At 63.6% G+C, this 23,538-nt stretch carries 22 protein-coding genes; 13 read left to right on the forward strand and 9 right to left on the reverse strand.

The genetic code is table 11. The annotated features are described in order from the left end of the window. Positions 1-80 precede the first annotated feature (80 nt). Both cheR and NTD88_RS17575 read right to left on the reverse strand, forming a co-directional pair. Complete coding sequence (gene cheR / locus NTD88_RS17570; protein WP_095156922.1) at positions 81-908, reverse strand: protein-glutamate O-methyltransferase CheR; 828 nt, start codon at positions 906-908, stop codon at positions 81-83. A gap of 55 nt (positions 909-963) precedes the next feature. Continuing rightward, positions 964-1,893 carry a chemotaxis protein CheV gene (locus tag NTD88_RS17575; RefSeq protein ID WP_095156921.1) on the reverse strand — a complete coding sequence of 310 codons (930 nt, stop codon included), beginning with the start codon at positions 1,891-1,893 and terminating at the stop codon, positions 964-966. A gap of 67 nt (positions 1,894-1,960) precedes the next feature. On the opposite strand from NTD88_RS17575, the gene flgA reads away from it, so the two are divergent. The 4 genes from flgA (at position 1,961) to NTD88_RS17595 (ending at position 4,546) form a co-directional block, all read left to right on the forward strand. Continuing rightward, a complete protein-coding gene (flgA, locus tag NTD88_RS17580; RefSeq protein WP_095156920.1) occupies positions 1,961-2,713 on the forward strand; it encodes a flagellar basal body P-ring formation chaperone FlgA in 753 nt (250 codons plus the stop codon). Between the two features lie 180 nt (positions 2,714-2,893). Then, on the forward strand, positions 2,894-3,211 hold the full coding sequence (gene flgM / locus NTD88_RS17585; RefSeq protein ID WP_095156919.1) for a flagellar biosynthesis anti-sigma factor FlgM: 318 nt from the start codon (positions 2,894-2,896) through the stop codon (positions 3,209-3,211). A gap of 48 nt (positions 3,212-3,259) precedes the next feature. After that, the gene (locus NTD88_RS17590; RefSeq protein ID WP_095156918.1) at positions 3,260-3,727 is read left to right on the forward strand and encodes a flagella synthesis protein FlgN; all 468 of its coding nucleotides are present in this window, start codon (positions 3,260-3,262) and stop codon (positions 3,725-3,727) included. A 75-nt stretch (positions 3,728-3,802) separates the two neighbouring features. Next, positions 3,803-4,546, forward strand: a complete 744-nt coding sequence (locus tag NTD88_RS17595; protein ID WP_095156917.1) for a flagellar brake protein — start codon at positions 3,803-3,805, stop codon at positions 4,544-4,546. A 40-nt stretch (positions 4,547-4,586) separates the two neighbouring features. Here the strand turns inward: NTD88_RS17595 and NTD88_RS17600 are convergent, their stop codons facing one another. The 3 genes from NTD88_RS17600 to bkdR form a co-directional block, all read right to left on the reverse strand. Next, positions 4,587-5,915, reverse strand: a complete 1,329-nt coding sequence (locus tag NTD88_RS17600; RefSeq protein WP_262127572.1) for an MFS transporter — start codon at positions 5,913-5,915, stop codon at positions 4,587-4,589. 160 nt (positions 5,916-6,075) lie between these two features. Beyond that, the gene (locus tag NTD88_RS17605) at positions 6,076-7,317 is read right to left on the reverse strand and encodes a glutamine synthetase family protein (RefSeq protein ID WP_262153515.1); all 1,242 of its coding nucleotides are present in this window, start codon (positions 7,315-7,317) and stop codon (positions 6,076-6,078) included. Positions 7,318-7,569: 252 nt separating this feature from the next. Further along, positions 7,570-8,061, reverse strand: coding sequence for a Bkd operon transcriptional regulator BkdR (gene bkdR / locus NTD88_RS17610; protein WP_095156914.1), 492 nt, complete (start codon positions 8,059-8,061; stop codon positions 7,570-7,572). A 199-nt stretch (positions 8,062-8,260) separates the two neighbouring features. Here bkdR and NTD88_RS17615 point away from each other — a divergent pair, with 199 nt between their 5' ends. The 4 genes from NTD88_RS17615 to lpdA are packed head-to-tail and all read left to right on the forward strand — an operon-like array spanning position 8,261 to position 13,228. Then, complete coding sequence (locus tag NTD88_RS17615; RefSeq protein WP_095156913.1) at positions 8,261-9,493, forward strand: 3-methyl-2-oxobutanoate dehydrogenase (2-methylpropanoyl-transferring) subunit alpha; 1,233 nt, start codon at positions 8,261-8,263, stop codon at positions 9,491-9,493. A gap of 1 nt (position 9,494) precedes the next feature. Beyond that, positions 9,495-10,553 carry an alpha-ketoacid dehydrogenase subunit beta gene (locus NTD88_RS17620; protein ID WP_095156912.1) on the forward strand — a complete coding sequence of 353 codons (1,059 nt, stop codon included), beginning with the start codon at positions 9,495-9,497 and terminating at the stop codon, positions 10,551-10,553. Next, entirely contained in the window at positions 10,554-11,837 is a 1,284-nt protein-coding gene (locus NTD88_RS17625; RefSeq protein WP_262153501.1) for a dihydrolipoamide acetyltransferase family protein, read from the forward strand. 2 nt (positions 11,838-11,839) lie between these two features. Then, positions 11,840-13,228 carry a dihydrolipoyl dehydrogenase gene (gene lpdA / locus NTD88_RS17630; protein WP_262153502.1) on the forward strand — a complete coding sequence of 463 codons (1,389 nt, stop codon included), beginning with the start codon at positions 11,840-11,842 and terminating at the stop codon, positions 13,226-13,228. Between the two features lie 134 nt (positions 13,229-13,362). On the opposite strand, the gene NTD88_RS17635 is transcribed toward lpdA, so the two are convergent. Continuing rightward, the gene (locus NTD88_RS17635; protein ID WP_095156909.1) at positions 13,363-14,085 is read right to left on the reverse strand and encodes a TylF/MycF/NovP-related O-methyltransferase; all 723 of its coding nucleotides are present in this window, start codon (positions 14,083-14,085) and stop codon (positions 13,363-13,365) included. Then, positions 14,082-14,948 (reverse strand): hypothetical protein, encoded by an 867-nt coding sequence (locus NTD88_RS17640; protein WP_095156908.1) that lies wholly within the window; start codon positions 14,946-14,948, stop codon positions 14,082-14,084. Before NTD88_RS17640 ends, NTD88_RS17635 begins: the two co-directional genes overlap by 4 nt. Before the next feature lie 334 nt (positions 14,949-15,282). Here NTD88_RS17640 and NTD88_RS17645 point away from each other — a divergent pair, with 334 nt between their 5' ends. Next, on the forward strand, positions 15,283-15,906 hold the full coding sequence (locus NTD88_RS17645; protein ID WP_262153503.1) for a hypothetical protein: 624 nt from the start codon (positions 15,283-15,285) through the stop codon (positions 15,904-15,906). 49 nt (positions 15,907-15,955) lie between these two features. On the opposite strand, the gene NTD88_RS17650 is transcribed toward NTD88_RS17645, so the two are convergent. Next, positions 15,956-17,158, reverse strand: coding sequence for an NAD(P)/FAD-dependent oxidoreductase (locus tag NTD88_RS17650; RefSeq protein WP_262153504.1), 1,203 nt, complete (start codon positions 17,156-17,158; stop codon positions 15,956-15,958). A 246-nt stretch (positions 17,159-17,404) separates the two neighbouring features. On the opposite strand from NTD88_RS17650, the gene NTD88_RS17655 reads away from it, so the two are divergent. The 4 genes from NTD88_RS17655 to NTD88_RS17670 all read left to right on the forward strand — a co-directional run bounded on the left by NTD88_RS17655 (position 17,405) and on the right by NTD88_RS17670 (position 22,465). Beyond that, positions 17,405-17,959 (forward strand): RrF2 family transcriptional regulator, encoded by a 555-nt coding sequence (locus NTD88_RS17655; protein ID WP_262153505.1) that lies wholly within the window; start codon positions 17,405-17,407, stop codon positions 17,957-17,959. Positions 17,960-18,248: 289 nt separating this feature from the next. Continuing rightward, entirely contained in the window at positions 18,249-19,160 is a 912-nt protein-coding gene (kdgD, locus tag NTD88_RS17660; protein WP_095156904.1) for a 5-dehydro-4-deoxyglucarate dehydratase, read from the forward strand. Positions 19,161-19,291: 131 nt separating this feature from the next. Continuing rightward, on the forward strand, positions 19,292-20,845 hold the full coding sequence (gene garD, locus NTD88_RS17665; RefSeq protein ID WP_262153506.1) for a galactarate dehydratase: 1,554 nt from the start codon (positions 19,292-19,294) through the stop codon (positions 20,843-20,845). Positions 20,846-20,881: 36 nt separating this feature from the next. Further along, complete coding sequence (locus tag NTD88_RS17670; protein WP_262153507.1) at positions 20,882-22,465, forward strand: aldehyde dehydrogenase (NADP(+)); 1,584 nt, start codon at positions 20,882-20,884, stop codon at positions 22,463-22,465. Positions 22,466-22,697: 232 nt separating this feature from the next. Here NTD88_RS17670 and NTD88_RS17675 read toward each other — a convergent pair whose 3' ends face one another. Then, on the reverse strand, positions 22,698-23,435 hold the full coding sequence (locus NTD88_RS17675; protein WP_177454438.1) for a FadR/GntR family transcriptional regulator: 738 nt from the start codon (positions 23,433-23,435) through the stop codon (positions 22,698-22,700). Positions 23,436-23,538 lie beyond the last annotated feature (103 nt).

Here is a 23,538-nt window from a genome sequence, read left to right on the forward strand (position 1 = left end):
GTTGAAATGAAAAAGCCCCCGGTCGCGAGACCGGGGGCTTTTCAATTGGTGCGGCTCAGAACAGCAACCGCCAATCCCGCTTACTTGGCCTGGTAGATGATCCCCGGGCTGCACTGGACCATCTGGTAGTGATCCGGCAACCCGTTCAGCGCCTCGGAGGCGCCGAGGAACAGGTAGCCACCCGGCTTCAGCGTTGCGTGGATGCGGGTCAGGATGTCTTTCTTGACCTGGGCCGAGAAGTAGATCAGCACGTTGCGGCAGAACACCACGTCGAACTTGCCCAGCGCAGCGTAGCTATCGAGCAGGTTGAAGGAGCGGAACTCCACGCGGCTGCGGATCGGCGCCTTGATCGCAAAGCGGCCTGCGCCCTTGGGATCGAAATAGCGTTGCAGGCGTTCCTGAGACAGGCCGCGCGCGATCGCCAGGCTGTCGTACTCGCCGGTCTTGCAGTTGGCCAGCATCGCACCGGAAAGATCGGTCGCCACAATCTGCGCGCCCGCTTTCATTTGGCCGAGGTTGCCGCGCTCGAACTCGTCGAGGGTCATGGAAATCGAATACGGCTCCTGACCGGACGAGCAGGCCGCCGACCAGATGCGCAGGCGCTGGCCCGGGTTGTTGCGGACCAACTCCGGCAACACCTTGTTCTTCAGCACTTCAAAGGGATAGGTATCGCGAAACCAGAGCGTTTCGTTGGTGGTCATGGCATCAACCACCTGCTCGCGCAAACCGCTGCGCGGCTGGTTCTGAATACGCTGGACCAGTTCGGTCAGCGTCTTGATGCCCTGCTGTTCCATCAGCTTGTTGAGACGGCTGGAAACCAGGTACTGCTTATTTTCGCCCAGCAGGATGCCACAGGCTTTTTCCAGGAAGACCCGGAACTGCTCGAAATCCAAATTACCCGTAGACAATGGTGCCGCCTCTTAAATCATGTGCAACACCAGGGGCCGCGACCCCTGGCCGTTATTAGTGTGTGGCCTTGATCCGGTCAACCACGCGCTGAGCCAGGTCGTCGGGCCTGAACTTGGCGAGGAAGTCGTCTGCACCGACCTTCTTGACCATCGCCTGGTTGAAAACACCAGACAGCGAAGTATGCAGGATGATGTGCAGTTTTTGCATGCGCGGGTCGTTGCGGATTTCCGCGGTCAGCGTGTAACCGTCCATCTCCGGCATCTCGATGTCGGAAATCATCATCAGGAATTCTTCTTCCGGACGCTTGCCCTCGTCGACCATCTTGCGCAGGTAGTCCAGCGCCTGACGCCCGTCGTTGAGCGCGACCACCTCGACGCCGACGGTCTGCAGGCAGCGACTCACCTGCTTGCGCGCCACCGACGAGTCGTCGACGGTGAGCACCCGCAGCGACACCGCCTTGCTCTGTACATCGGCATCGACCACCCCGGAAGACACCGATTCGGAACTTGGCGCCACTTCGGCAAGGATCTTCTCGACGTCGATGATCTCGACCATCTTGTTGTCGACCCGGGTCACCGCCGTGAGGTAGTGATCGCGGCCGGTTCCCTTGGGTGGCGGATGGATCTCTTCCCAGTTCATGTTGACGATGCGTTCGACCGAATGCACCAGGAACCCTTGGGTCTTGGTGTTGTACTCGGTAATGATGACGAAACTCTTGCTCGAGTCTTCATTCAGACCGGGCAAGCCGGTCGCCATCGCCAGATCCAGGATCGGGATGGTCGCCCCACGAATATTCGCAACACCGCGCACAACCCGGCTGGATTTGGGCAGAAGCGTCAGGCTCGGGCATTGCAGCACTTCCCGGACCTTGAAGACGTTGATCCCGTACAACTGATTGCCATTAAGGCGAAACAGCAGCAGCTCAAGACGATTCTGACCAACCAGTTGCGTGCGCTGGTTCACCGAATCCATAACACCAGCCATGCCAGACTCCTCAACCGAAGCTCGGGGCAGCGCACCGGATCGGCACGCGCCTTGCTTTTTTAACTGTATGAAAACGAAAACGACATTTTTCCGACGCCTGCACCGCCATCTGCCCGGCTTCCTTGCTGCGCTGTGCTTGTTGACTCCCGGCGCTCGAACTCTGGCTGACGCCTTCACCTTGCCTGAACAGCTTATCGGTGTCACCCAGGGGTTTCTTGAATTCACTGTTGAAGACTATTTGGAAAAGAGCCAGACCGAGGGCCGCTACGAGATCCAGGTCAACAACCTCGACCCGCGCCTGCGCATGCCGTTGTGCAGTGAACAACTGGGCGCCAACCTGGAAAGTCCGGCGCAGCCGCTGGGCCGGGTAACCGTGCGGGTGCGCTGTGATGGCAGCTCGCCATGGACGGTGTTCGTTCCCGCCCAGGTCAAGCTGTACCGAGACGTGGTGGTGGTCACCCGACCGCTCAAGCGCGAAGCCGTGGTCAGCGAAGAGGACATCGCCCTGCGTGAGCGCGACGTCGGCCTGCTTGGCCAGGGTTTCCTCGCCAGCCTCGACCAGGCACTGGGACAGAAAGTTATCCGACCAATGGTCATCGACCAGGTCATCACCCCGGTTCACCTGGAACAGGCCGAGGTGATCCGCAAGGGTGACCATGTCGTGATCACCGCCCGCAGCGGCACGTTGAGCGTGCGCATGCCCGGCGAAGCCTTGACCAAAGGCGGCATAAGCGAGCAAATTCGCGTGCGCAACCTCAACTCCAAGCGCGTGGTGAAGGCCAGGGTAACCGGTCCCGGCCAGGTGGAGGTTGCCATGTGACCTTGTGCCGCATCGCACGCACGGCTGATGAAAGCTGGCGATCAGGGACTGCATTTCCTAAACTGTGTCCCAGTACGGGCTGATGGACCTGCCGCGAAGGATCATTCATTCGCGCCTAAAGTTTTTTTCGGGTCGGCCGAAAAAAGGGCAAGCGTCCAAATTCCCAGAGGTTTTCTGATCATGGTCATCGACTTCAGTCGTTTGAATAATTCCCCGTCAGTGACGGGCGGCCTGCGCACCGGCAATAGCCAGGAAAGCGCCGCCAGCAACCGCGCAGGCCAGTCCGAAGCAGTTGCCAGCACCGCCCAGAGCGGGGAAACGGTACACCTCAGCCACGAGGCACAGCAGTTGCAACAGGTCAGCGACAAGCTGCGCGACCAACCTATCGTCAACAGCGACCGTGTGGCCGCGTTGAAACAGGCGATCGCCGACGGTAGCTACCAGGTCGACGCCAACCGTGTCGCCAGCAAACTGCTTAATTTCGAAGCTCAGCGCTAGCCCTCTGGCGCGCTGACTTCAAGGACGCTACGACTCCAAGAGCCAGCCATGCACGACACTACCCTGCTGCAACTGATCGAAGACGATATCGGCCCGGCACAACAACTGCTCCAGCTCCTGCAGGACGAATACGTCGCCCTGCACGGCCGGGACATGCCGGTGCTGGAAAATATCCTGGCCTACAAGCAATCGCTGGTAGTGCTACTTGATCAGCAGGGACGTCGGCGCAGTGAACTGCTCACCAGTCTGGGCCTGCCCCCAGACCGCACCGGCGTCGAGAAACTGGCCAGTCAATCGCACCTGGGTGCGCAATTGCTGCAGCAACTCGATGTGCTGGGCAATCTGCTCAACGAATGCAAGACCATCAACGAACGTAACGGTCAATCCATCGTTTTGCAGCAGGCCACCACGGCCAACCAGATCAGAATCCTCATGGGCGGTGAAGCCCCTTCGCTCTACGACAGCCGGGGCTCTACCTCGCCACTTGCCAAGCCTCGTGCGCTCAGCCAGGCGTGACCCTCTATCAAGGCACAACACATGCTGGCAGAATGCTGGCTGCGTGTGTCGTTTTTGCCTGGAGATTCATCAACCGTGTTCAATGACGTAGAAGCTCCGCAGCCTCCGAAGGTCTTCACCACGCCTTTGGAAATTGCCGCCAACTTGCGGATGCTGCAAGAGAGCCATGATCCGCTGATCATTACCTTCCATGAGCGCAGTCAGCGTTTCCAGAGTTACGTGGTCGACGTCGACCGCGACAACAACGTCCTGTCCCTAGACGAAATGATTCCTCGCGACGGCGAGCGTTTCCTGGAAAACGGCGAACCCTTCCGGGTCGAAGGTTTCCATGACGGCGTACGGATCGCCTGGGAATGCAACGAGCCACTGACGGTCGTGACTGCCGATAATGCCCGTTTCTACCGCGGCTCCCTGCCTGCCGAAGTGACCTATCACCAGCGCCGCAACGCCTTCCGCGCCGCGTTGAAGCTGTCGCAACTGGTGGACGTTGTTCTCGACGGCGAGAAGCTCAAAGGCGCTGGCGCCATTCGCGGCAAGCTGCTGGACGTTTCCGCCACCGGCTGCAAGCTGCGCTTCGAAGGCAACATCGAAGAGCGCCTGCAATTGGGTCAGGTCTACGAGAAGTTCGCTGCGGGCAGCCCGCTGGGCTTGAGCAATATGTCGGTCGAACTGCGCCACCTGCATTTCGAAGAGCGCCTGGGCGCCACCTTCGCCGGTATCCGCTTCCACAACGTCACCGGCCAGATGCAACGCAAGATCGAAAGTTTCGTCTATCAACTGCAGCGCGAAGCTCGCCGTTTCGACAAAGACGACTACTGAGTACCCCTTGGGACCGCGATGCGGTCCCAGCCTTCCTGGATCACACCGGCTTCTGTTCTTGCCCTTCCTTGCCGGCCTCTCCCTCTTCTTCCTCGGTATCCTCGGCCGCGACGGGCGTCTGCATCTGATCCTGCACCACCTGCTCGGTCACGCGCGGGTCCAAGGCCGCGGCAAGCGGTGAGCTGGCGGCTGGCATGGCCACGTGGGACAGCGGCGCATCATCGACCTGATGCAGCCCGGTAACCGCCTTGGGCCGAATCCGCCAGACCAGCACCAGCGCAAAGAAGGTGAAGAAAGCGTAGAGCATCTGCTCGCCGAAGACCTTCATCAGCACACCCGCGGCCAGCGGCCCGATGCTCGCACCGACACCGTAGGTGACCAACAGCATGGCGGTCAGCGACACGCGCCGCTCGCTCTCCACATGGTCGTTGGAGAACGCCACGGCCAGCGGGTACAGGCAAAACTGCAACAGCGACACCACGAACCCGGCGACGAACAGCACCACCATCGGCACCTCGGGCAACACGGCAAGCGGCAACGAAGCCACCGCCAGGCCCACCGCGACACTGCGGATCAGCACCGCCCGATCATAGCGGTCGGACAGCCAGCCCAACGGCCACTGCACCAGCAGGCCGGCGAAGATGCAGCAGCCCATGAACAGACCCACCTGCTCGGTGCTCAGGCCCTGCCGCGAGGCGTACAACGGCGCCAGACCATAAAAGGACCCGACGATCAGCCCCGAACCCAGCACCGTGCTCAAAGACTGCGGTACGCGCTTGATGAAGAACCGCGGCTCCATGGCCGCCGGCCGCAACGGCGCCGGGTGGATGCGCCGAGTCAACGCCACCGGCACCAGGCACAGGGCGAAGCACATGGCGACCAGCATCAGCAGTTCGAGGCCCAGTTGCGGGTGCGCCACCAGGATCAACTGGCCCAGCACCAGGCCGAGATAGGAGGCGATCATGTAGCCGCTGAACACCGCGCCGCGCTGCTTGGCGTCGGCCTGCTCGTTCAGCCAGCTCTCGATGACCATGTACTGGCACATCATGCCGAGGCCGACGATGACCCGTAAAAACAGCCAGGCTGGCAGCCAGCTGACCAGGCCATGACCGAGCACCGCCGCGCCGACGATCCCCGCACAGGTGGCGTAGGCGCGGATATGGCCGACCCGGGCGATCAGCCGGTGGCCGATCTTGCCGCCCAGGGCCAGGCCGAAATAGTTGGCCGCCATCAGCGCACCGACCCAGAGACTGTCCACATGGTCGGCACTCAGGCGCAGGGCCAGGTACGTACTCAACAGACCGGAACCGATCAACATCATCAAAGCGGCGAAGTACAACGCGCGAAAAGACTTCCAGATAGTGCGCATCAGCGTCCCGAACGGCCTCTTGAGCAGATGGAAAAACTGCGTGAAAGCATAAGTGATTATTCCCGCCACAGGCTCGGGCTCGGAGAAAAAAACAAGAGGCCGATCACGTTACCGGGATCGGCCTCTTCTAGTGGGTGGCTCTAGCGCAGCCTGCGTTCGGTCAGGCCTGGGCAGCCAGCACACGACGCTCCCACGGGGTGATTTCATCGAAGAAGCTGGTCAGCTCCAGGGTCTTGGTGGCGTGGTAGCCCTCGATGAACTCCTTGCCGAACAGCTCGCGCGCCAGATCGCTGCGCTTGAGCCGGTCGAGCGCCGCATGCAGGGTGCATGGCAGCGACAGGTGGTCCGGCACTTCGAACTCGCCCTGGATCGCCGGCGCCGGTTGCAGGCGCTGCTCGATACCGTGCAGGCCGGCGGCGAGGCTGGCGGCGATCGCCAGGTACGGGTTGGCATCGGCACCAGGCAGGCGATTCTCGACCCGACGCGCCACCGGCGAACTGGCCGGAATCCGCAGACCTGCAGCACGGTTGTCCTCGGACCAGCAGGCGTTGTTCGGCGACGCATACGGGTGGCACAGACGCTGGTAGGAGTTGACGTTGGGCGCGAACAGCGCGGTGAAGTCCGCCAGACAGGCCTGCTGGCCGCCGATGAAGTGGTAGAACGCGTCGGTGGGCTTGCCGTCGGCATCGCTGAAGGCATTTTTGCCGCTGTCGATGTGCACCACGCTCTGGTGGATGTGCATCGAGCTGCCCGGGGTTTTCGCCAGCGGCTTGGCCATGCACACCACCGTCAGCCCGTGCTTGAGCGCGACTTCCTTGAGCAGGTGCTTGAACAGGAAGGTCTGGTCAGCCAGCAACAACGGATCACCGTGCAGCAGGTTGATCTCGAACTGGCTCACGCCCATTTCGTGCATGAAGGTATCGCGCGGCAGCCCGAGCGCCGCCATGCAGCGGTAGACCTCCTGGAAGAACGGCCGCAGGCCGTTGTTGGAGCTGACGCTGAAGGCCGAGTGACCGTCCTCGCGGCGTCGGTCCAGGCCAACAGGTGGCTGGAATGGCTGAGTGGGGTCGGCGTTGGGCGCGAAGACGAAAAACTCCAGTTCGGTGGCCACCACCGGCGCCAGGCCGAGGGCGGCGTAGCGGGCGATCACCGCCTTGAGCTGGCAGCGGGTCGACAGGCCGGAGCCTTCGCCAGTCAGTTCGCTGGCGTCGCAGATGGCCAGGGCGCGGGGTTGATCGCTCCAGGGCAACAGATGGATCTGCGTCGGATCGGCGACCAGCGCCAGGTCACCGTCATCACTGCCGTAGAAGCGGGCCGGCGGGTAGCCGCCCATGATGCATTGCAACAACACGCCGCGGGCCAGTTGCAGGCGTCGGCCTTCGAGGAAACCCTCGGCGGTCATCACCTTGCCGCGCGGTACGCCATTGAGGTCTGGCGTGACGCATTCGATTTCATCAATGCCCGTCAAACGCTCGGCCAGGGAGCGCTGGTCATTGGTCGTCATGACTCTATCCTTGTTGTTTTCGCATGCCGGAAACGGCGACCCCCACAACATACTCAGCCACTGTTAAAAATATCAAGCATATAAGTGGCCAATTGATCGTGATTTTCTACACTCCCCAGAGACTGATCGCTGCTGGCTCCCGTCAGAAACCTAGCGAGCCTCGCGCAACGTCAACCCATTCGCCGGCAACGGCAGCGCCGTCTTGTAGCGCACCTGCTTGAGGGCAAAGCTGGAACGGATATTGGCCACGCCCGGCAGCCGGGTCAGGTAATCGAGAAACCGCTCCAGCGCCTGAATGCTCGGCAGCAATACCCGCAACAGGTAGTCCGGGTCGCCGGTCATCAGGTAGCACTCCATCACTTCCGGGCGCTCGGCGATTTCTTCCTCGAAGCGGTGCAGCGACTGCTCCACCTGTTTTTCCAGGCTGACATGGATAAACACGTTCACATCCAGCCCCAGCACTTCCGGAGCCAGGAGGGTCACTTGCTGGCGAATCACCCCCGATTCCTCCAGCGCCTTGACCCGGTTGAAACACGGCGTGGGCGAGAGGTTCACCGAGCGCGCCAACTCGGCGTTGGTGATGCGGGCATTTTCCTGAAGGCTGTTGAGAATGCCGATGTCGGTCCGATCCAGTTTCCGCATGAGAATAATTACCCTGCCGATTGTTGTTTTGCAGAATATTTATCCGCTCGCCGTGGCAAAGGCAACCAACATCAGAAAAATATTCTTCCGGGGGCGGAATATCATGTAGCCAAGACTGACTCTCTGGTCACAAGCCGGAATCAGTAGCGACCGCTTCAAAGCTCAACAAAAACACAAGACAGAGCGAGCGTAAAAAAGCATGAACGAGTACGCCCCCCTGCGTCTGCATGTGCCCGAGCCTACAGGCCGGCCAGGCTGCCAGACCGACTTTTCCTACCTGCGCCTGGCCGATGCCGGCCTGGTCCGTAAACCCGCTATCGACGTCGAACCTGCCGACACCGCCGACCTGGCCTACAGCCTGATCCGCGTGCTCGATGACAAAGGCAATGCCCTCGGCCCGTGGGCCGAAGACATCGACCCGCAGGTGCTGCGCCGCGGCATGCGCACCATGATGAAAACCCGGCTGTTCGACAGCCGCATGGTGGTCGCGCAGCGCCAGAAGAAGATGTCCTTCTACATGCAGAGCCTCGGCGAGGAAGCCATCGGCAGTGCCCAGGCGGCAGCGCTGAACCGCACTGACATGTGCTTCCCGACCTACCGCCAGCAAAGCATCCTGATGGCCCGCGACGTGTCGCTGGTGGAAATGATCTGCCAGTTGCTGTCCAACGAGCGCGACCCGCTCAAGGGTCGCCAGTTGCCGATCATGTATTCGGTGCGCGAAGCCGGCTTCTTCACCATCAGCGGCAACCTCGCCACCCAGTTCGTCCAGGCTGTCGGCTGGGCCATGGCCTCGGCCATCAAGGGCGATACCAAGATCGCCTCGGCCTGGATCGGCGACGGCGCCACCGCCGAATCCGACTTCCACACCGCCCTCACCTTCGCCCACGTCTACCGGGCACCGGTGATCCTCAACGTGGTCAACAACCAGTGGGCGATCTCCACCTTCCAGGCCATCGCTGGCGGTGAGGCGACCACCTTCGCCGGTCGCGGAGTCGGTTGCGGCATCGCTTCGCTGCGGGTCGACGGCAACGACTTCATCGCGGTCTACGCCGCCTCGCGCTGGGCCGCCGAACGCGCCCGCCGTGGCCATGGTCCAACCTTGATCGAGTGGGTCACCTATCGCGCCGGCCCGCACTCCACCTCGGACGATCCGTCCAAGTACCGTCCGGCCGACGACTGGAGCCACTTCCCGCTGGGCGACCCGATCGCCCGTCTCAAGCAGCACCTGATTGCCGCCGGCCAGTGGTCCGAAGAGGAGCACCAGGCGGTCACCGCCGAACTGGAAGCCGAGATCATCAAAGCGCAGAAGGAAGCCGAGCAGTACGGCACCCTCGCCGGTGGGCAGATGCCGAGCCCCGCCTCGATGTTCGAGGACGTCTACAAGGAAATGCCGGAGCACCTGCGCCGGCAGCGCCAGGAACTGGGGATCTGAGATGAACGATCACAACACTTCAATCCAGTTGGAAACCGCCATGGCGACTACCACCATGACCATGATCCAGGCCCTGCGCTCGGCCATGGACATCATGCTCGAGCGCGACGACAACGTGGTCATCTACGGCCAGGACGTCGGCTACTTCGGCGGGGTATTCCGCTGCACCGAGGGCCTGCAGACCAAGTACGGCAAGTCGCGGGTATTCGATGCGCCGATCTCGGAAAGCGGCATCGTCGGCACCGCCGTGGGCATGGGCGCCTATGGCCTGCGTCCGGTGGTGGAAATCCAGTTCGCCGACTATTTCTACCCCGCCTCCGACCAGATCGTCTCGGAGATGGCCCGCCTGCGTTATCGCTCGGCCGGCGAGTTCGTGTCTCCGCTGACCCTGCGCATGCCTTGCGGCGGCGGCATCTATGGCGGCCAGACCCACAGCCAGAGCCCGGAAGCGATGTTCACCCAGGTCTGCGGCCTGCGCACGGTGATGCCATCCAACCCCTACGACGCCAAGGGGCTGTTGATCGCCTCGATCGAGAACGACGACCCGGTGATCTTCCTCGAACCCAAGCGCCTGTATAACGGCCCGTTCGACGGCCACCACGACCGTCCGGTAACGCCGTGGTCGAAACACCCCGCCAGCGCCGTGCCGGACGGCTACTACAGCGTGCCGCTGGACAAGGCGGCGATCACCCGCCCCGGCAACGACGTCACCGTGTTGACCTATGGCACCACCGTCTATGTGTCCCAGGTTGCCGCCGAGGAAACCGGTGTCGATGCCGAAGTCATCGACCTGCGCAGCCTGTGGCCGCTGGACCTGGAGACCATCGTCGAATCGGTGAAGAAGACCGGCCGCTGCGTGGTCGTGCATGAAGCCACCCGCACCTGCGGCTTTGGCGCCGAGCTGGTGGCGCTGGTGCAGGAACATTGCTTCCACCATCTGGAGGCGCCGATCGAACGCGTCACCGGCTGGGACACCCCCTACCCGCATGCACAGGAGTGGGCGTACTTCCCCGGTCCTTCGCGGGTTGGCGCGGCATTGAAACGGGTCATGGAGGTCTGAATGGGCACGCACGTCATCAAGATGCCGGACATTGGCGAAGGCATCGCACAGGTTGAGTTGGTGGAATGGTTCGTCAAGGTCGGCGATACCGTCACCGAAGACCAGATCGTCGCCGATGTCATGACCGACAAGGCCACGGTAGAAATCCCCTCACCGGTCACCGGCAAGGTCCTGGCCCTCGGCGGCCAGCCCGGCGAAGTCATGGCGGTCGGCAGCGAGCTGATCCGCATTGAAGTGGAAGGCGCCGGCAACCATCAGGAAAGCGCCGGCAAACCGGCGGCAGTCGCGGCCCCCGAGGCGAAACCCGCCGCGCCGGTCGAGACGCCAGCCCCCACGGTTGCGGCGCCCGTCGCGGCAGCCAGCCCGGCCCGCAGTAGCGCAGCAGAAGCGCCGATCGTCCCGCGTACCGCCAATGAACGTCCGCTGGCTTCCCCGGCCGTGCGCAAGCGCGCCTGGGACGCCGGCATCGAGTTGCGTTATGTGCACGGCAGCGGCCCGGCCGGCCGCATCCTCCACGAAGACCTCGACGCTTTCCTCACCCAGCCGACCCGCAGCCAGGCAGCGCCAAGCGGCTACGCCAAGCGCGAGGACAGCGAGCAGATTCCGGTGATCGGCCTGCGCCGCAAGATCGCCCAGCGCATGCAGGACGCCAAGCGCCGCGTCGCGCATTTCAGCTATGTCGAGGAAATCGACGTCACCGCGCTCGAAGAGCTGCGCGTGCACCTGAACAAGAAATGGGGCGACAGCCGCGGCAAGCTGACCCTCCTGCCGTTCCTGGTCCGGGCCATGGTGGTGGCCCTGCGCAAGTTTCCGCAGATCAACGCGACCTACGACGATGAAGGCCAGGTCATCACCCGTCACGGCGCGGTGCATGTGGGCATCGCCACCCAGGGCGACAACGGCCTGATGGTGCCGGTGGTGCGCCATGCCGAAGCCGGCAGCCTGTGGGACAACGCCAGCGAGATCGTCCGCCTGGCCAACGCGGCCCGCAACAACAAGGCCAGCCGTGAAGAACTGAGCGGCTCGACCATCACCCTGACCAGCCTCGGCGCCCTCGGCGGGATTGTCAGCACGCCGGTGGTCAACACCCCGGAAGTGGCGATCGTCGGCGTCAACCGCATCGTCGAGCGGCCGATGGTGGTCAACGGCCAGATCGTGATCCGCAAGATGATGAACCTCTCCAGCTCGTTCGATCACCGGGTGGTCGACGGCATGGACGCCGCGCTCTTCATCCAGGCCATCCGCGGCCTGCTCGAACAACCCGCCAGCCTGTTTGTGGAGTGACCATGCAGACCCTCAATACCACGCTGCTGATCATTGGCGGCGGCCCCGGCGGCTACATCGCGGCGATCCGCGCCGGGCAACTGGGCATTCCCACGGTACTGGTGGAAGGCCAGGCGCTGGGCGGCACCTGCCTGAACATCGGCTGCATCCCGTCCAAGGCACTGATCCACGTCGCCGAGCAGTTTCACCAGACCCAACAGCACAGCGAGCGCTCGAGCCTGGGCATCAAGGTCCAGCCGCCGACGCTGGACATCGGCCAGAGCGTTGCCTGGAAAAACGGCATCGTCGACCGGCTGACCAGCGGCGTCGCCGCGCTGCTGAAAAAGAACGACGTGAAGGTGATCCACGGCTGGGCCAAGATCATCGATGGCAAGCACGTCGAGATCGACGGCCAGGATCTGCGCATCCAGTGCGAGCACCTGTTGCTGGCGACCGGTTCCAGCAGCGTCGAACTGCCGATGCTGCCGCTGGGCGGCGCGGTGATTTCGTCCACCGAAGCCCTGTCGCCGAGCCAGTTGCCCAAGCGCCTGGCGGTGGTGGGCGGCGGTTATATCGGCCTGGAGCTGGGTATCGTCTACCGCAAGCTCGGGGTCGAGGTCAGCGTGGTGGAGGCGCGCGAGCGCGTCCTGCCGACCTATGACGCCGAACTGACCCAGCCGGTGGCAGAGTCGCTGAAGAAACTCGGCGTGAAGCTGTACTTGGGGCACAGCGTCGAAGGCTTCGACGCCGCCGAAAAACGCCTGCGGGTGCGCACGCCGGACGGCGCGGAACTCTCGCTGGAAACCGATCAGGTGCTGGTGGCGGTGGGCCGTCGTCCACGCAGCCAGGGTTTCAACCTCGAAGCCCTGGCGCTGAAGATGAACGGTGCCGCCATCGCCATCGACAGCCGCTGCCAGACCAGCATGCGCAACGTCTGGGCCATCGGCGATCTGACCGGCGAGCCGATGCTGGCGCACCGCGCCATGGCTCAGGGCGAGATGGTTGCCGAGCTGATTGCCGGCAAGCAGCGCGCCTTCACCCCGGCGGCGATTGCCGCGGTGTGCTTCACCGATCCGGAGCTGGTGGTGGCCGGCAAGACCCCGGACGCGGCGAAGGACGAAGGGCTCGATTGCCTGGTGGCGCAATTCCCGTTCGCCGCCAATGGCCGGGCCATGACCCTGGAGTCGAAGAGCGGCTTCGTGCGCGTGGTGGCGCGCCGCGACAATCACTTGATCGTCGGTTGGCAGGCGGTGGGGGTTGGCGTGTCGGAGCTGTCCACGGCGTTCGCCCAGTCGCTGGAGATGGGCGCGCGACTGGAAGATGTGGCGGGGACCATTCATGCGCATCCGACGCTGGGTGAGGCGGTGCAGGAAGCGGCGTTGCGGGCGTTGGGGCACGCGTTGCATATCTGATCGGCGTTTGCTTGAAAAAGCCGGGGCCGCTGTGCGGCCCTTCGCGAGCAAGCTCGCTTCCACAGGTCTCTGTAGGAGCGGGTTTACCCGCGAAGGGCCGCGCAGCGGCCCCGACTTATTTGATCTGGAATAGATCAGACGCGGAAGTAACCCACCGAGGAATCGAACGGCAGGCGCTTCAGCTCGACCTTGTTCAGGTCCAGCACATCGCGCAGTGCGGCGGTTTCGCCAGGGAAGTTGCGGTAGGCAACTTCGTCCAGCACCACGATGGCGCCTTTCGGCATGTACGGCAGGAAGGTTTCCAGCGCGACCTTGGTCGACGAATACAGGTCAGTGTCGAGGATCAGCATCGCCACCACCAGGTCCGGGCGGGTCTTGACGAAGGCCGGCACGGTTTCAAGGATGTCGCCCTTGACGATCTCGCAACGCGGGATGCGGTTGACCGGGCGAACCAGGTCGTTGGCGTCGATCATGTCCTGGATCAGGGTCTCGTCGGTATCGGAGAACATGCTCTCGTTGATATCCGCCGGGTCTTCCTTCTGGTCGATGCTGGCAAAGCCCTGGAAGGTGTCGAAGCCGATGATCGAACGGTTGATCGCATACGGCTCGAGAATCATCGACAACTGCATGTACAGCATCAACGAATTGCCCTTGTAGACGCCGCACTCGACGATGGCGCCAGGAATGTCCTGGACCATCTTGAACAGCTCGATGCGTGACAGGGCCGCGGTCACCGCGATGCGGTTGGCGAACACGAAGGGGGCGTCAGCCACGTATTGGGCATCGACGCGGCTCAGCACGCTGGCGCGCTTTTCGTTGTACTCGACCTCGGCAGCAGTCAGGCGACGCTTGGTCATGGGTTAACTCCCTGGAATTGCGAAAAGTCGCTGGCATGGAAAAGGTCTTTGAAGCCGGCCTCGACGTCGAAACAGCCGTTGTCGACGTTCGGCGCGCCGCGCTTCTGAATCAGGTCTTGCAGGTGGATCAGGCGGAAGTCCACGCTGAACCGGATCCTGTCGGTGTGGTTGGCCACGGTGCCGTGCAGGTGCGAGCCGGAGAACATCAGCATCTCGCCGCTGTTGGCGGCGACGCGGATTTCCGCGCTGTTGTCGATTTCTTCCAGCGGCACCGGGTGCACCCGGGCTTCCTCGGTGATGTTGTCCTTGGCCTTCAGGCGCTGGTTGTTGATCCAGTCGGTCAGGCTCCAGGTGTGCGAGGAGTTTTGCACCGGCTTGGTGAAATAGGCCGGGTTGATCATCATGGTCTGCTCGGGCTCGATCGAGTAGATCGGCATCCAGGTGTTCAGTTGGCAATCGACGCTGCCGTACCAGGTGTCGCGGTGCGCCTTGTAGGCGTAGCTGACGCCGGCGTGCAGGTAGTCGTAGTTCGGCACCACGCGCACCCGTGGCACGTCGAAGATGTAGTCGCTCGGGTCGGCACCGATTTCAAGGATGTAGTCGCGGATCAGCGCCTTGGCCTGCGGGCCATTGGTGAATTTGCGCTTGAGCCGGGTGACGTGCTCGACGAAGGTTTCCACCGACATCTTCTTGTGCAGCGACAGGTGATCGAGCTCGCCGTCGAAGGCTTCAGTGATGCTGTGCCGGGCCAGCGCACACAGTTCGTGGGCGCTGCGCAGGTTGGTATCGAGGAAGATGTCGCCCGCGTAGACGCGCTCGCGGAATGCCGGCTTCTTCTGCAACTGGTTGATGTAAAGATTCATACGCCTCTTCCTCATAAAGACCAATGCCCGCCACTCAGGACGGACCATGAATTGAAGTGGACGCAAGGCGACGCCACTCTGCCTGTCCGGCAGGGAACTTCAACCCCATGGGGGTCCGGGTCGTGGCCCGGATGTAGTGCTCTTTGGATCGGCACCGGGTGCGCAAACTTTAATGCCGCCCGGCGGTACAAGACTTGCCGCAAGCGGCAAACGTCTTCCGCCGTACAACCGCACCGTACGGCTGCAAGCCCCGTGCTGCGGGGATTATCCAGACTGGCACAGCAATTGCGATATCGCGCCTGATCCAGTGTCCCACTCCAAGGAGAATGATCCCGTGAGCATCATCAATGGCCATGGCTGGCAGAACATCGCGGTGAGCCAGCACCGCACCCTCGCCGCCATCCCCGGCGCCGACGCGCAAGCTTACCAGTCGGAAACGGCCACCGCGTCGGCGGTTTCCACGGTCAGCAGCGCGACCGCCTCCGGCAGCGCTTCGAACTCGACGTACCAGGACGCTCAGGATGCCCAGGACGAGGCCTTCGCCAAACTCAAGGTGGTCCTGCAGAACTCGGGGTCCAGCGAGTCTGACGAATCCACGGGCGTGACGGCGTCCGGCGCCAGCACCACGAGCAGCAGCGCCGCCCAGGAGTTTCGCGATTACATGGCCCTGTCGCCGGCCGAGAAAATCCGCCTGAAGATGCTCAACGAGCTGGGGCTGACCGAGGACGACTACGAGGCGTTGCCGCCGGAGAAGAAAGAGAAGATCGACCTGGCGATCGCCCAGCGCATCAAGGATGAGGCCGAGCTGAAGTCTATGGGCAAGGCAGAACCGCAGATGCAGGCGGCGATGGCGGCGCAGAACCTGAGCGCGTCACTGAGCGAACGACCGCAGGACGCGGCGGATCCAGCGCAGGCGCGCAAGGAGAAGGAGGATCGGGAGGATCCGTTGAATAGGTGACAGTTCCATCGCTGGCGAGCGGAACGCCGCTTGCCAGCGATGGCCCCTCTCAAGCAATCGGAATCAAAGGATCCGCCGCCGCCAATGCCACCGCCCGCTCCGCCACCGGCGGATAGATCCACACGGTGTTGATCTGGGTCTTGAGCTGCTTGCCCTCCTCCTTCACCAGTTTCACTTCGCGCTCCCAGCCTTCGGTGAACACCGCGCCCCAGGCGCCGAGGTCCAGGCAGGTGACGTACTTGGGCTGGCTGTAGGTGACCGGCGCTACGCCCAGCAGGTCAGCCGCGACGTTGTTGCCGGCATGGCGACCCAGTGGAATGGCGTGCTGGCAGGTCATCAGCGCATGGTTGCCTAGGTCATCGCTGGCCGCATAAGCGGTATCGCCGGCGGCATAGATATCGGCCTGTCCCACCACCTTCAAGGTGCCATCCACATGCAGCCGGCCTTGGCGATCACGCTCGCCGGGAATCTGCGCGGTCAGGTCACTGGCCCGGACGCCGGTGGTCCAGATCACGGTGCTGGCCTCGATGCGCTGGCCGTCCGACAAGGTCACGCCCTCGGCATCCACAGCCTCCACCGACGACTTCAAGCGCCACTGCACACCCAACTCGGCACTGGCCTCGGCGATCGAACCGGCGATTTCGTTGCCCATCGAAGCGCCAATGGCCTCGCCACGGTCAACGATGATCACGTTCACCTCGGCGTCCTCGCCCAGCACCGCACGCAGGCGGGCCGGCATTTCGGCCGCGGTCTCGATACCGGTGAAGCCGCCACCGGCGACCACCACGGTATTGCGCGCCGCCGAAGCCGGGCGTTGCGCCAGTGACTTCAGGTGCGTTTCCAGGCGCAGCGCTTCTTCGAGTTGATCGACATCGAACGCATGCTCGGCCACACCCGCCAGGTCCGGTCGGGCCAGGACGCTACCGGTGGCCAATACCAGCTTGTCGTAGTGACTGACCGCCGTATTGCCGTGGGCATCCCGGTACTCGACGCGCTTGCCGGCCACATCGATGCGCCGCGCGGCGCCCTGGATGAAACGCACACCCACCGCGTCGAACAACGCGCCCAGCGGCGCCACGGTGCGGGCGACATCCGTTTCATAGAAACGCGGGCGGATACGCAGTTCGGCCTGGGGTGCGAGGACACTCACGGCAACGTTCGTGCGGCCATGGATGTCCAGCAGGCGCGTGGCGCTCAGGGCGCTCCACAGTCCACCAAAGCCGGCACCGAGAATCAGGATGTGCTGTTGCATTGTTCTGCTCCGCTTGTAGAAGGGTTCGAATTCACAACTACGACTTTATTGGTCGTAGTTAATAAAAACAAGTCGCCACTCGTCGCCAGCCGCCAGGTTGCGCCATGGAAACCGCCCTGAAGCCACATAATCAGCGGCTATAGGCGCTCTGAAAAATTTTCGGGCAGACGGAAGGTGACCGCCGGCTTTGCTCGGCAGCCACAGAGGCTGGTAACATTTGCGACCAGTTCAGTCGGAGATAACGTGATGTCGCTTTACAGCGCGGGTGTCGAATACGGCATTCACTGCCTGATATTCCTGGTCGGTGACGGCGGCGAGAGCCGCGAGGCCAGCGTGCGTGATCTCGCCGAACTGCAAGGCGTGCCGCTGGACTACCTGGCGAAGATTTTCACCAAGCTGGCCAAGGGCAAGCTGGTGGCGGCCACCGAAGGCGTGCGCGGTGGTTTCCGCCTGGCCCGCCCCGCCGACGAAATCACCCTGCTGGACATCGTCAATGCGATCGACGGGCGCAAGCTGATCTTCGATTGCCGCGAGATCCGTGGCCGCTGCGCGCTGTTCGACGGCGAGCCGCCTGAGTGGGCGACCGAGGGGCCTTGCGCAGTTCATGCGGCGATGATCACCGCGCAGAAACGCATGGAAGAAGCGCTGGCCCAGCAGACCGTACTCGACCTTGCGCGCAAGGTCGGGCGCAAGGCCCCTGCCGGGTTCGGTGCGCAGGTCGGCGACTGGATGAGCGGGCGGCGGGAGAAAAAGGCGGCGCCGGAAGGCGGGCAGATTCCGCTGGTGGATGTATCACCATGAAGTAGTCGCGGCGCGTTCTCGCGAGCAAGCTCGCTCCTACAGAGCCGTCGCGAAGGCCTGCCAAGCAGGCCCCCCTCTCGAAACGTCATTTGTCATACGACAACATCACCCCGTTTAAAATCGCCTAAAGCCTTATCCTGCCTAGCTTTAACCGCTAAAACCCCCTCACTTCCCCGTCACTCCCCGACAAAAATTCCTCATTCCGCCCTAGTCATCGGACAAGTTGTACGATAACGTAAGACAACTGTTCAGCCACACAACCACTCACCCGACCCAAGGTTTTCAAACAATGACTCCACAAGAACTGAAATCCATCCTGTCCCACGGACTGCTGTCTTTCCCGGTTACCGACTTCGACGCCCAGGGCGACTTCCACCGCGCCGGCTACATCAAGCGTCTGGAATGGCTGGCCCCGTACGGCGCCAGCGCGCTGTTCGCCGCGGGCGGCACCGGTGAGTTCTTCTCCCTGGCCGCCAGTGAATACAGCGAAGTGATCAAGACTGCGGTAGACACCTGCGCTGGCTCGGTGCCGATCCTCGCCGGTGTCGGCGGCTCGACCCGCCAGGCCATCGAATACGCACAGGAAGCCGAGCGCCTCGGCGCCAAGGGCCTGCTGCTGCTGCCGCACTACCTGACCGAAGCCAGCCAGGACGGCGTCGCCGACCACGTCGAAGCGGTGTGCAAGTCGGTGAACATCGGCGTGGTGGTCTACAACCGCAACGTCTGCCGCCTCAACGCCAGCCACCTGGAACGCCTGGCCGAACGCTGCCCGAACCTGATCGGCTACAAGGATGGCCTGGGCGATATCGAGCTGATGGTGTCGATCCGTCGCCGCCTGGGCGATCGTTTCAGCTACCTCGGCGGCCTGCCGACCGCTGAAGTCTATGCCGCGGCCTACAAAGCCCTGGGCGTGCCGGTGTATTCCTCGGCGGTGTTCAACTTTGTGCCGAAGACGGCGATGGACTTCTACCACGCCGTCGCCCGTGACGATCACGCCGCCGTCGGCAAGCTGATCGACGACTTCTTCCTGCCGTACCTGGACATCCGTAACCGCAAGTCCGGCTACGCGGTGAGCATCGTCAAGGCCGGCGCGCGCATCGCCGGCTACGACGCAGGCCCGGTGCGCACGCCACTGACCGACCTGACCGGCGAAGAGTACGAAATGCTCGCCGCGCTGATGCACAAGCAAGGCGCTCAGTAAGGGTTTGCCGCCCGGCCGCGCCTGCGTGCGCGAGCTGGCGGCACAGGCATTGTCCGCGGGCTGCCGCGCGTCACGTCAGGACGCGCCGCGGCCCGAACCCGCCGGCTGACAATAACGACAAGGGCCAACCCATGCAGTTGATCGAACATTCCGACTCACCGCGCTATGTCCGCCTGCACGCCGACGACAATGTCGTGGTGGTGGTCAACGACCAGGGCCTCGCGACCGGCAGCCGTTTCAGCGACGGCCTGACCCTGGTGGAGAACGTGCCGCAAAGCCACAAGGTCGCGCTCACCGATATCCCCCGCGGCGAGGCGGTCCGGCGCTACGGCCAGGTCATCGGCTACGCACTGGAAGATCTGCGCCGTGGCAGTTGGGTGCGGGAAACCCAGTTGTCCATGCCCGAGGCACCGCCGCTGGACAGCCTGCCGATGGCCGACGCCACGCCCGCGCCGCTGCCGCCCCTCGACGGCTACAGCTTCGAGGGCTACCGCAACGCCGACGGCACCGTGGGCACGCGCAATATCCTCGGCATCACCACCACCGTGCAGTGCGTGGCCGGGGTGCTGGAGCACGCGGTGGCGCGCATTCGCGCCGAGCTGCTGCCGCGCTATCCGAATGTCGACGACGTGGTCGCCCTGACCCACAGCTATGGCTGCGGCGTGGCGATCAACGCCCGCGATGCCTATATCCCGATCCGCACCGTGCGCAACCTGGCGCGCAACCCCAACCTCGGCGGCGAAGCACTGGTCATCAGCCTCGGCTGTGAAAAGCTCCAGGCCGATCAGGTGATGCACGAGAACGACGCCTCGGTGGACCTGCGCGAACCCTGGCTATATCGCCTGCAGGACGCGCAACTGGGCTTCGGCGAGATGATCGAGCAGATCATGGCCCTGGCCGAAACCCGCCTGAAAAAACTCGACCGGCGTCGTCGCGAAACCGTCCCCGCCAGCGAGCTGATCCTCGGCATGCAGTGCGGTGGCAGCGATGCCTTTTCCGGCATCACCGCCAACCCGGTGCTGGGCTTCGCCAGCGACCTGCTGATCCGCGCCGGCGCCACGGTGATGTTCTCGGAAGTGACCGAGGTACGCGACGCGATCTACATGCTCACCTCCCGCGCCAACAGCCCGGCAGTCGCCGAGGCACTGGTGCGGGAAATGGACTGGTACGACCACTACCTGCAACGCGGCGCCGCCGACCGCAGCGCCAACACCACGCCGGGCAACAAGAAAGGCGGGCTGTCGAATATCGTCGAGAAGTCCCTGGGCTCCATCGTCAAATCCGGCAGCAGCGCCATCAGCGGTGTGATCGGGCCCGGCGAGCGGGTCACGGGCAAGGGCCTGGTGTTCTGCGCCACGCCGGCCAGCGACTTCATCTGCGGCACCCTGCAACTGGCCGCCGGCATGAACCTGCACGTGTTCACCACCGGCCGCGGCACGCCCTATGGCCTGGCCATGGCGCCGGTGGTGAAAGTCTCCACCCGCAGCGAACTGGCGCAGCGCTGGCCGGACCTGATCGACCTCGACGCCGGGCGTATCGCCAGTGGCCAGGCGAGCATCGAGTCGCTGGGCTGGGAACTGTTCCGCTACTACCTCGATGTCGCCAGCGGCCACCAGCGCACCTGGGCCGAGCAACACCGCTTGCACAACCACATCACCCTGTTCAACCCGGCACCGGTCACCTGAATCGGTGCCTGTCCTCATCCTTCCTGGAGATCCATGATGCCCAGCGTTCTCGGTCACAACTTCATCGGCGGCAGCCGCAGCGCCGCCGGCAACGTCACCTTGCACAGCGTCGATGCGACGACGGGCGAAACCCTGCCCTACAGCTTCCACCAGGCGACTCAGGCGGAAGTGGATGCCGCGGTCGAAGCCGCTGAATCGGCCTTCGCCGAATTCCGCCAGTTGAGCCCGGAGCGGCGTGCGCTGTTTCTCGACGCGATTGCCGAAGAGCTGGACCAGTTGGGTGACGATTTCGTCGCCCTGGTCTGCCGCGAAACCGCCCTCCCCGCCGGCCGCATCCAAGGCGAACGCGGCCGCACCAGCGGGCAGATGCGTCTGTTCGCCCAGGTGCTGCGCCGCGGCGATTTCCTCGGTGCGCGCATCGACCTGCCGCTGCCGCAACGCACGCCGCTGCCGCGTGTGGATATTCGCCAGATGCGCATCGGCGTCGGCCCGGTGGCGGTGTTCGGCGCGAGCAACTTCCCGCTGGCCTTCTCCACCGCCGGTGGCGATACCGCCGCCGCCCTCGCCGCCGGTTGCCCGGTGGTGTTCAAGGCGCACAGCGGCCACATGGCCACCGCCGACCTGGTGGGCTGCGCCATCGTCCGCGCCGCCGAGCGCAGCGGCATGCCCAAAGGCGTGTTCAACATGATTTTCGGTGCTGGCGTGGGCGAGCAACTGGTGCGTCATCCGGGCATCCAGGCGGTGGGTTTCACCGGCTCGCTCTCGGGCGGCAACGCCCTGTGCAAGATGGCCGCCGAGCGCCCGCAACCGATCCCGGTGTTCGCCGAGATGAGCAGCATCAACCCGGTGATCGTCCTGCCCGAAGCGCTGGCGGTGCGCGGCGAAACCATCGCCCGCGAATTGAGCGCGTCGGTGGTGCTGGGCGGCGGCCAGTTCTGCACAAACCCGGGACTGGTGATCGGTGTCAGCTCGCTGGCGTTCAGCGCCTTCGTCGAGCAGTTGCAGGAACAGATGGCCGCCCAAGGGCCGCAGACCCTGCTCAATGCCGGCGGCCTGCGCAGCTACGCCAAGGGTTTGGAGCACCTGCACGGGCACCCGCGCGTCACCCACCTGGCGGGCCAACCGCAGACCGGCAACCAGGCCCGTCCGCAATTGTTCAAGGCGGACGTGTCGCTGTTGCTCGAAGGCGATGAGTTGCTGCAGGAAGAAGTGTTCGGCCCGACCACGATTGTCGTCGAGGCGGCGGATGATGCGCAGTTGATCGAGGCGTTGCGTGGGTTGCGTGGACAGTTGACCGCGACGCTGATCGGCGAGCCGGAGGACCTGCAGGCGCATCAGCACCTGGTGCCGCTGCTGGAGCAGAAGGTTGGGCGGATTCTGGTGAACGGTTATCCGACCGGGGTCGAAGTGTGCGATGCCATGGTGCATGGCGGGCCTTATCCGGCGACGTCGGACGCCCGCGGTACTTCGGTGGGGACATTGGCCATCGACCGTTTCTTGCGTCCGGTGTGCTACCAGAATTATCCACAGGCCCTGCTGCCGGCGGCGCTGCGGGACAGCAATCCGCTGGGGATTCGGCGGTTGGTGAATGGGGAGTGGTCTGAGGGGGGGATTGGCTGAAGCTCAGGCTTTAGCTTTTTTCAAAATCGAAGATGGCATCGATCCTGTGGGAGTTGGCTTGCCAGCGATGAAGACAAGCCAGTCAAACGCGCTGTAGCTACCGGCCTGATCGCCGGCAAGACCGGCTCCCACAAGGTTCGCGGTGCGCAGCCCTTGTGGGTCACCGATTTGCTGTTGAGCTTCATACTCGCCAGTTCAGATGCCACAACCCGAAATGCAGCTTGGGACCGACTCAGGCCCCCTGCGCTTCCGCCTCTTCATGCGCCCGCCGCAACCGCTCGCGGCTGTTGGTCAAGTGCAAGCGCATCGCCGCCCGCGCGCCTTCCGCATCCTGCCGGGCGATCGCTTCGTAGATCGCCTCGTGCTCATGACTCAATCGACTCAGGTAATGCGACTGCTCGTCATGGGCCAGCCGCGCCGAGTTCAGCCGCGTGCGCGGGATGATGCGGGTGCCCAGGTGGGTGAGGATGTCGGTGAAGTAGCGGTTGCCGGTGGCCTGGGCAATCTGCAGGTGGAACTGGAAGTCCGCCCCCACCGCGTCGCTGGACTGCGCCACGCTGGCGGCGATCGCATCTAGGGCCTCGCGCATGCCGCGCAATTGCTCATCGCTGCGCCGGCCCGCGGCCAGGCCGGCGGATTCGGTTTCCAGGCTGATCCGCAGTTCCAGTACCGACAACACTTCACGCAGGGTGACGATGGTCGCCGGGTCGATGCGAAAGCCGCTCGGGCTCGGTGTGTCGAGAACGAAGGTGCCGATGCCATGCCGGGTTTCCACCTGGCCGGCCGCTTGCAGGCGGGAGATGGCCTCGCGCACCACGGTGCGGCTGATGCCCTGCTCCTCCATGATTTCCGATTCGGTGGGCAGCTTGTCGCCGCGTTTGAGCTGGCCCTGGCGAATCCGCTCGGTGAGCACCAGCACCAGTTCCTCGGCCAGATTGCGACGCTTGCGCGCGCGAGGAGGTGTTTGCATAGGGAAGTGTGATCTCGAAAAATCCATGAGGCGCATCATAGCCCATGAGGTTGTACGATAACAGGCATTATACCGGCCAGACTCTGTGCCATAAGGTCGCACA

This window comes from Pseudomonas sp. 20P_3.2_Bac5 (assembly GCF_025466035.1).
Taxonomy (GTDB): domain Bacteria; phylum Pseudomonadota; class Gammaproteobacteria; order Pseudomonadales; family Pseudomonadaceae; genus Aquipseudomonas.

Coding starts and splice junctions, on each gene's coding strand:
- NTD88_RS17620 (WP_095156912.1), top strand. CDS start 9,495: ATGAACGATCACAACACTTCAATCCAGTTGGAAACCGCCATGGCGACT.
- NTD88_RS17605 (WP_262153515.1), bottom strand. CDS start 7,317: ATGACCGCCGAGGGTTTCCTCGAAGGCCGACGCCTGCAACTGGCCCGC.
- NTD88_RS17575 (WP_095156921.1), bottom strand. CDS start 1,893: ATGGCTGGTGTTATGGATTCGGTGAACCAGCGCACGCAACTGGTTGGT.
- NTD88_RS17615 (WP_095156913.1), top strand. CDS start 8,261: ATGAACGAGTACGCCCCCCTGCGTCTGCATGTGCCCGAGCCTACAGGC.
- NTD88_RS17655 (WP_262153505.1), top strand. CDS start 17,405: ATGTCGCTTTACAGCGCGGGTGTCGAATACGGCATTCACTGCCTGATA.
- NTD88_RS17600 (WP_262127572.1), bottom strand. CDS start 5,915: ATGCGCACTATCTGGAAGTCTTTTCGCGCGTTGTACTTCGCCGCTTTG.
- NTD88_RS17675 (WP_177454438.1), bottom strand. CDS start 23,435: ATGCAAACACCTCCTCGCGCGCGCAAGCGTCGCAATCTGGCCGAGGAA.
- kdgD (WP_095156904.1), top strand. CDS start 18,249: ATGACTCCACAAGAACTGAAATCCATCCTGTCCCACGGACTGCTGTCT.
- garD (WP_262153506.1), top strand. CDS start 19,292: ATGCAGTTGATCGAACATTCCGACTCACCGCGCTATGTCCGCCTGCAC.
- lpdA (WP_262153502.1), top strand. CDS start 11,840: ATGCAGACCCTCAATACCACGCTGCTGATCATTGGCGGCGGCCCCGGC.
- NTD88_RS17640 (WP_095156908.1), bottom strand. CDS start 14,948: ATGAATCTTTACATCAACCAGTTGCAGAAGAAGCCGGCATTCCGCGAG.
- bkdR (WP_095156914.1), bottom strand. CDS start 8,061: ATGCGGAAACTGGATCGGACCGACATCGGCATTCTCAACAGCCTTCAG.
- flgM (WP_095156919.1), top strand. CDS start 2,894: ATGGTCATCGACTTCAGTCGTTTGAATAATTCCCCGTCAGTGACGGGC.
- flgA (WP_095156920.1), top strand. CDS start 1,961: ATGAAAACGAAAACGACATTTTTCCGACGCCTGCACCGCCATCTGCCC.
- NTD88_RS17670 (WP_262153507.1), top strand. CDS start 20,882: ATGCCCAGCGTTCTCGGTCACAACTTCATCGGCGGCAGCCGCAGCGCC.
- NTD88_RS17635 (WP_095156909.1), bottom strand. CDS start 14,085: ATGACCAAGCGTCGCCTGACTGCTGCCGAGGTCGAGTACAACGAAAAG.
- NTD88_RS17650 (WP_262153504.1), bottom strand. CDS start 17,158: ATGCAACAGCACATCCTGATTCTCGGTGCCGGCTTTGGTGGACTGTGG.
- NTD88_RS17590 (WP_095156918.1), top strand. CDS start 3,260: ATGCACGACACTACCCTGCTGCAACTGATCGAAGACGATATCGGCCCG.
- NTD88_RS17625 (WP_262153501.1), top strand. CDS start 10,554: ATGGGCACGCACGTCATCAAGATGCCGGACATTGGCGAAGGCATCGCA.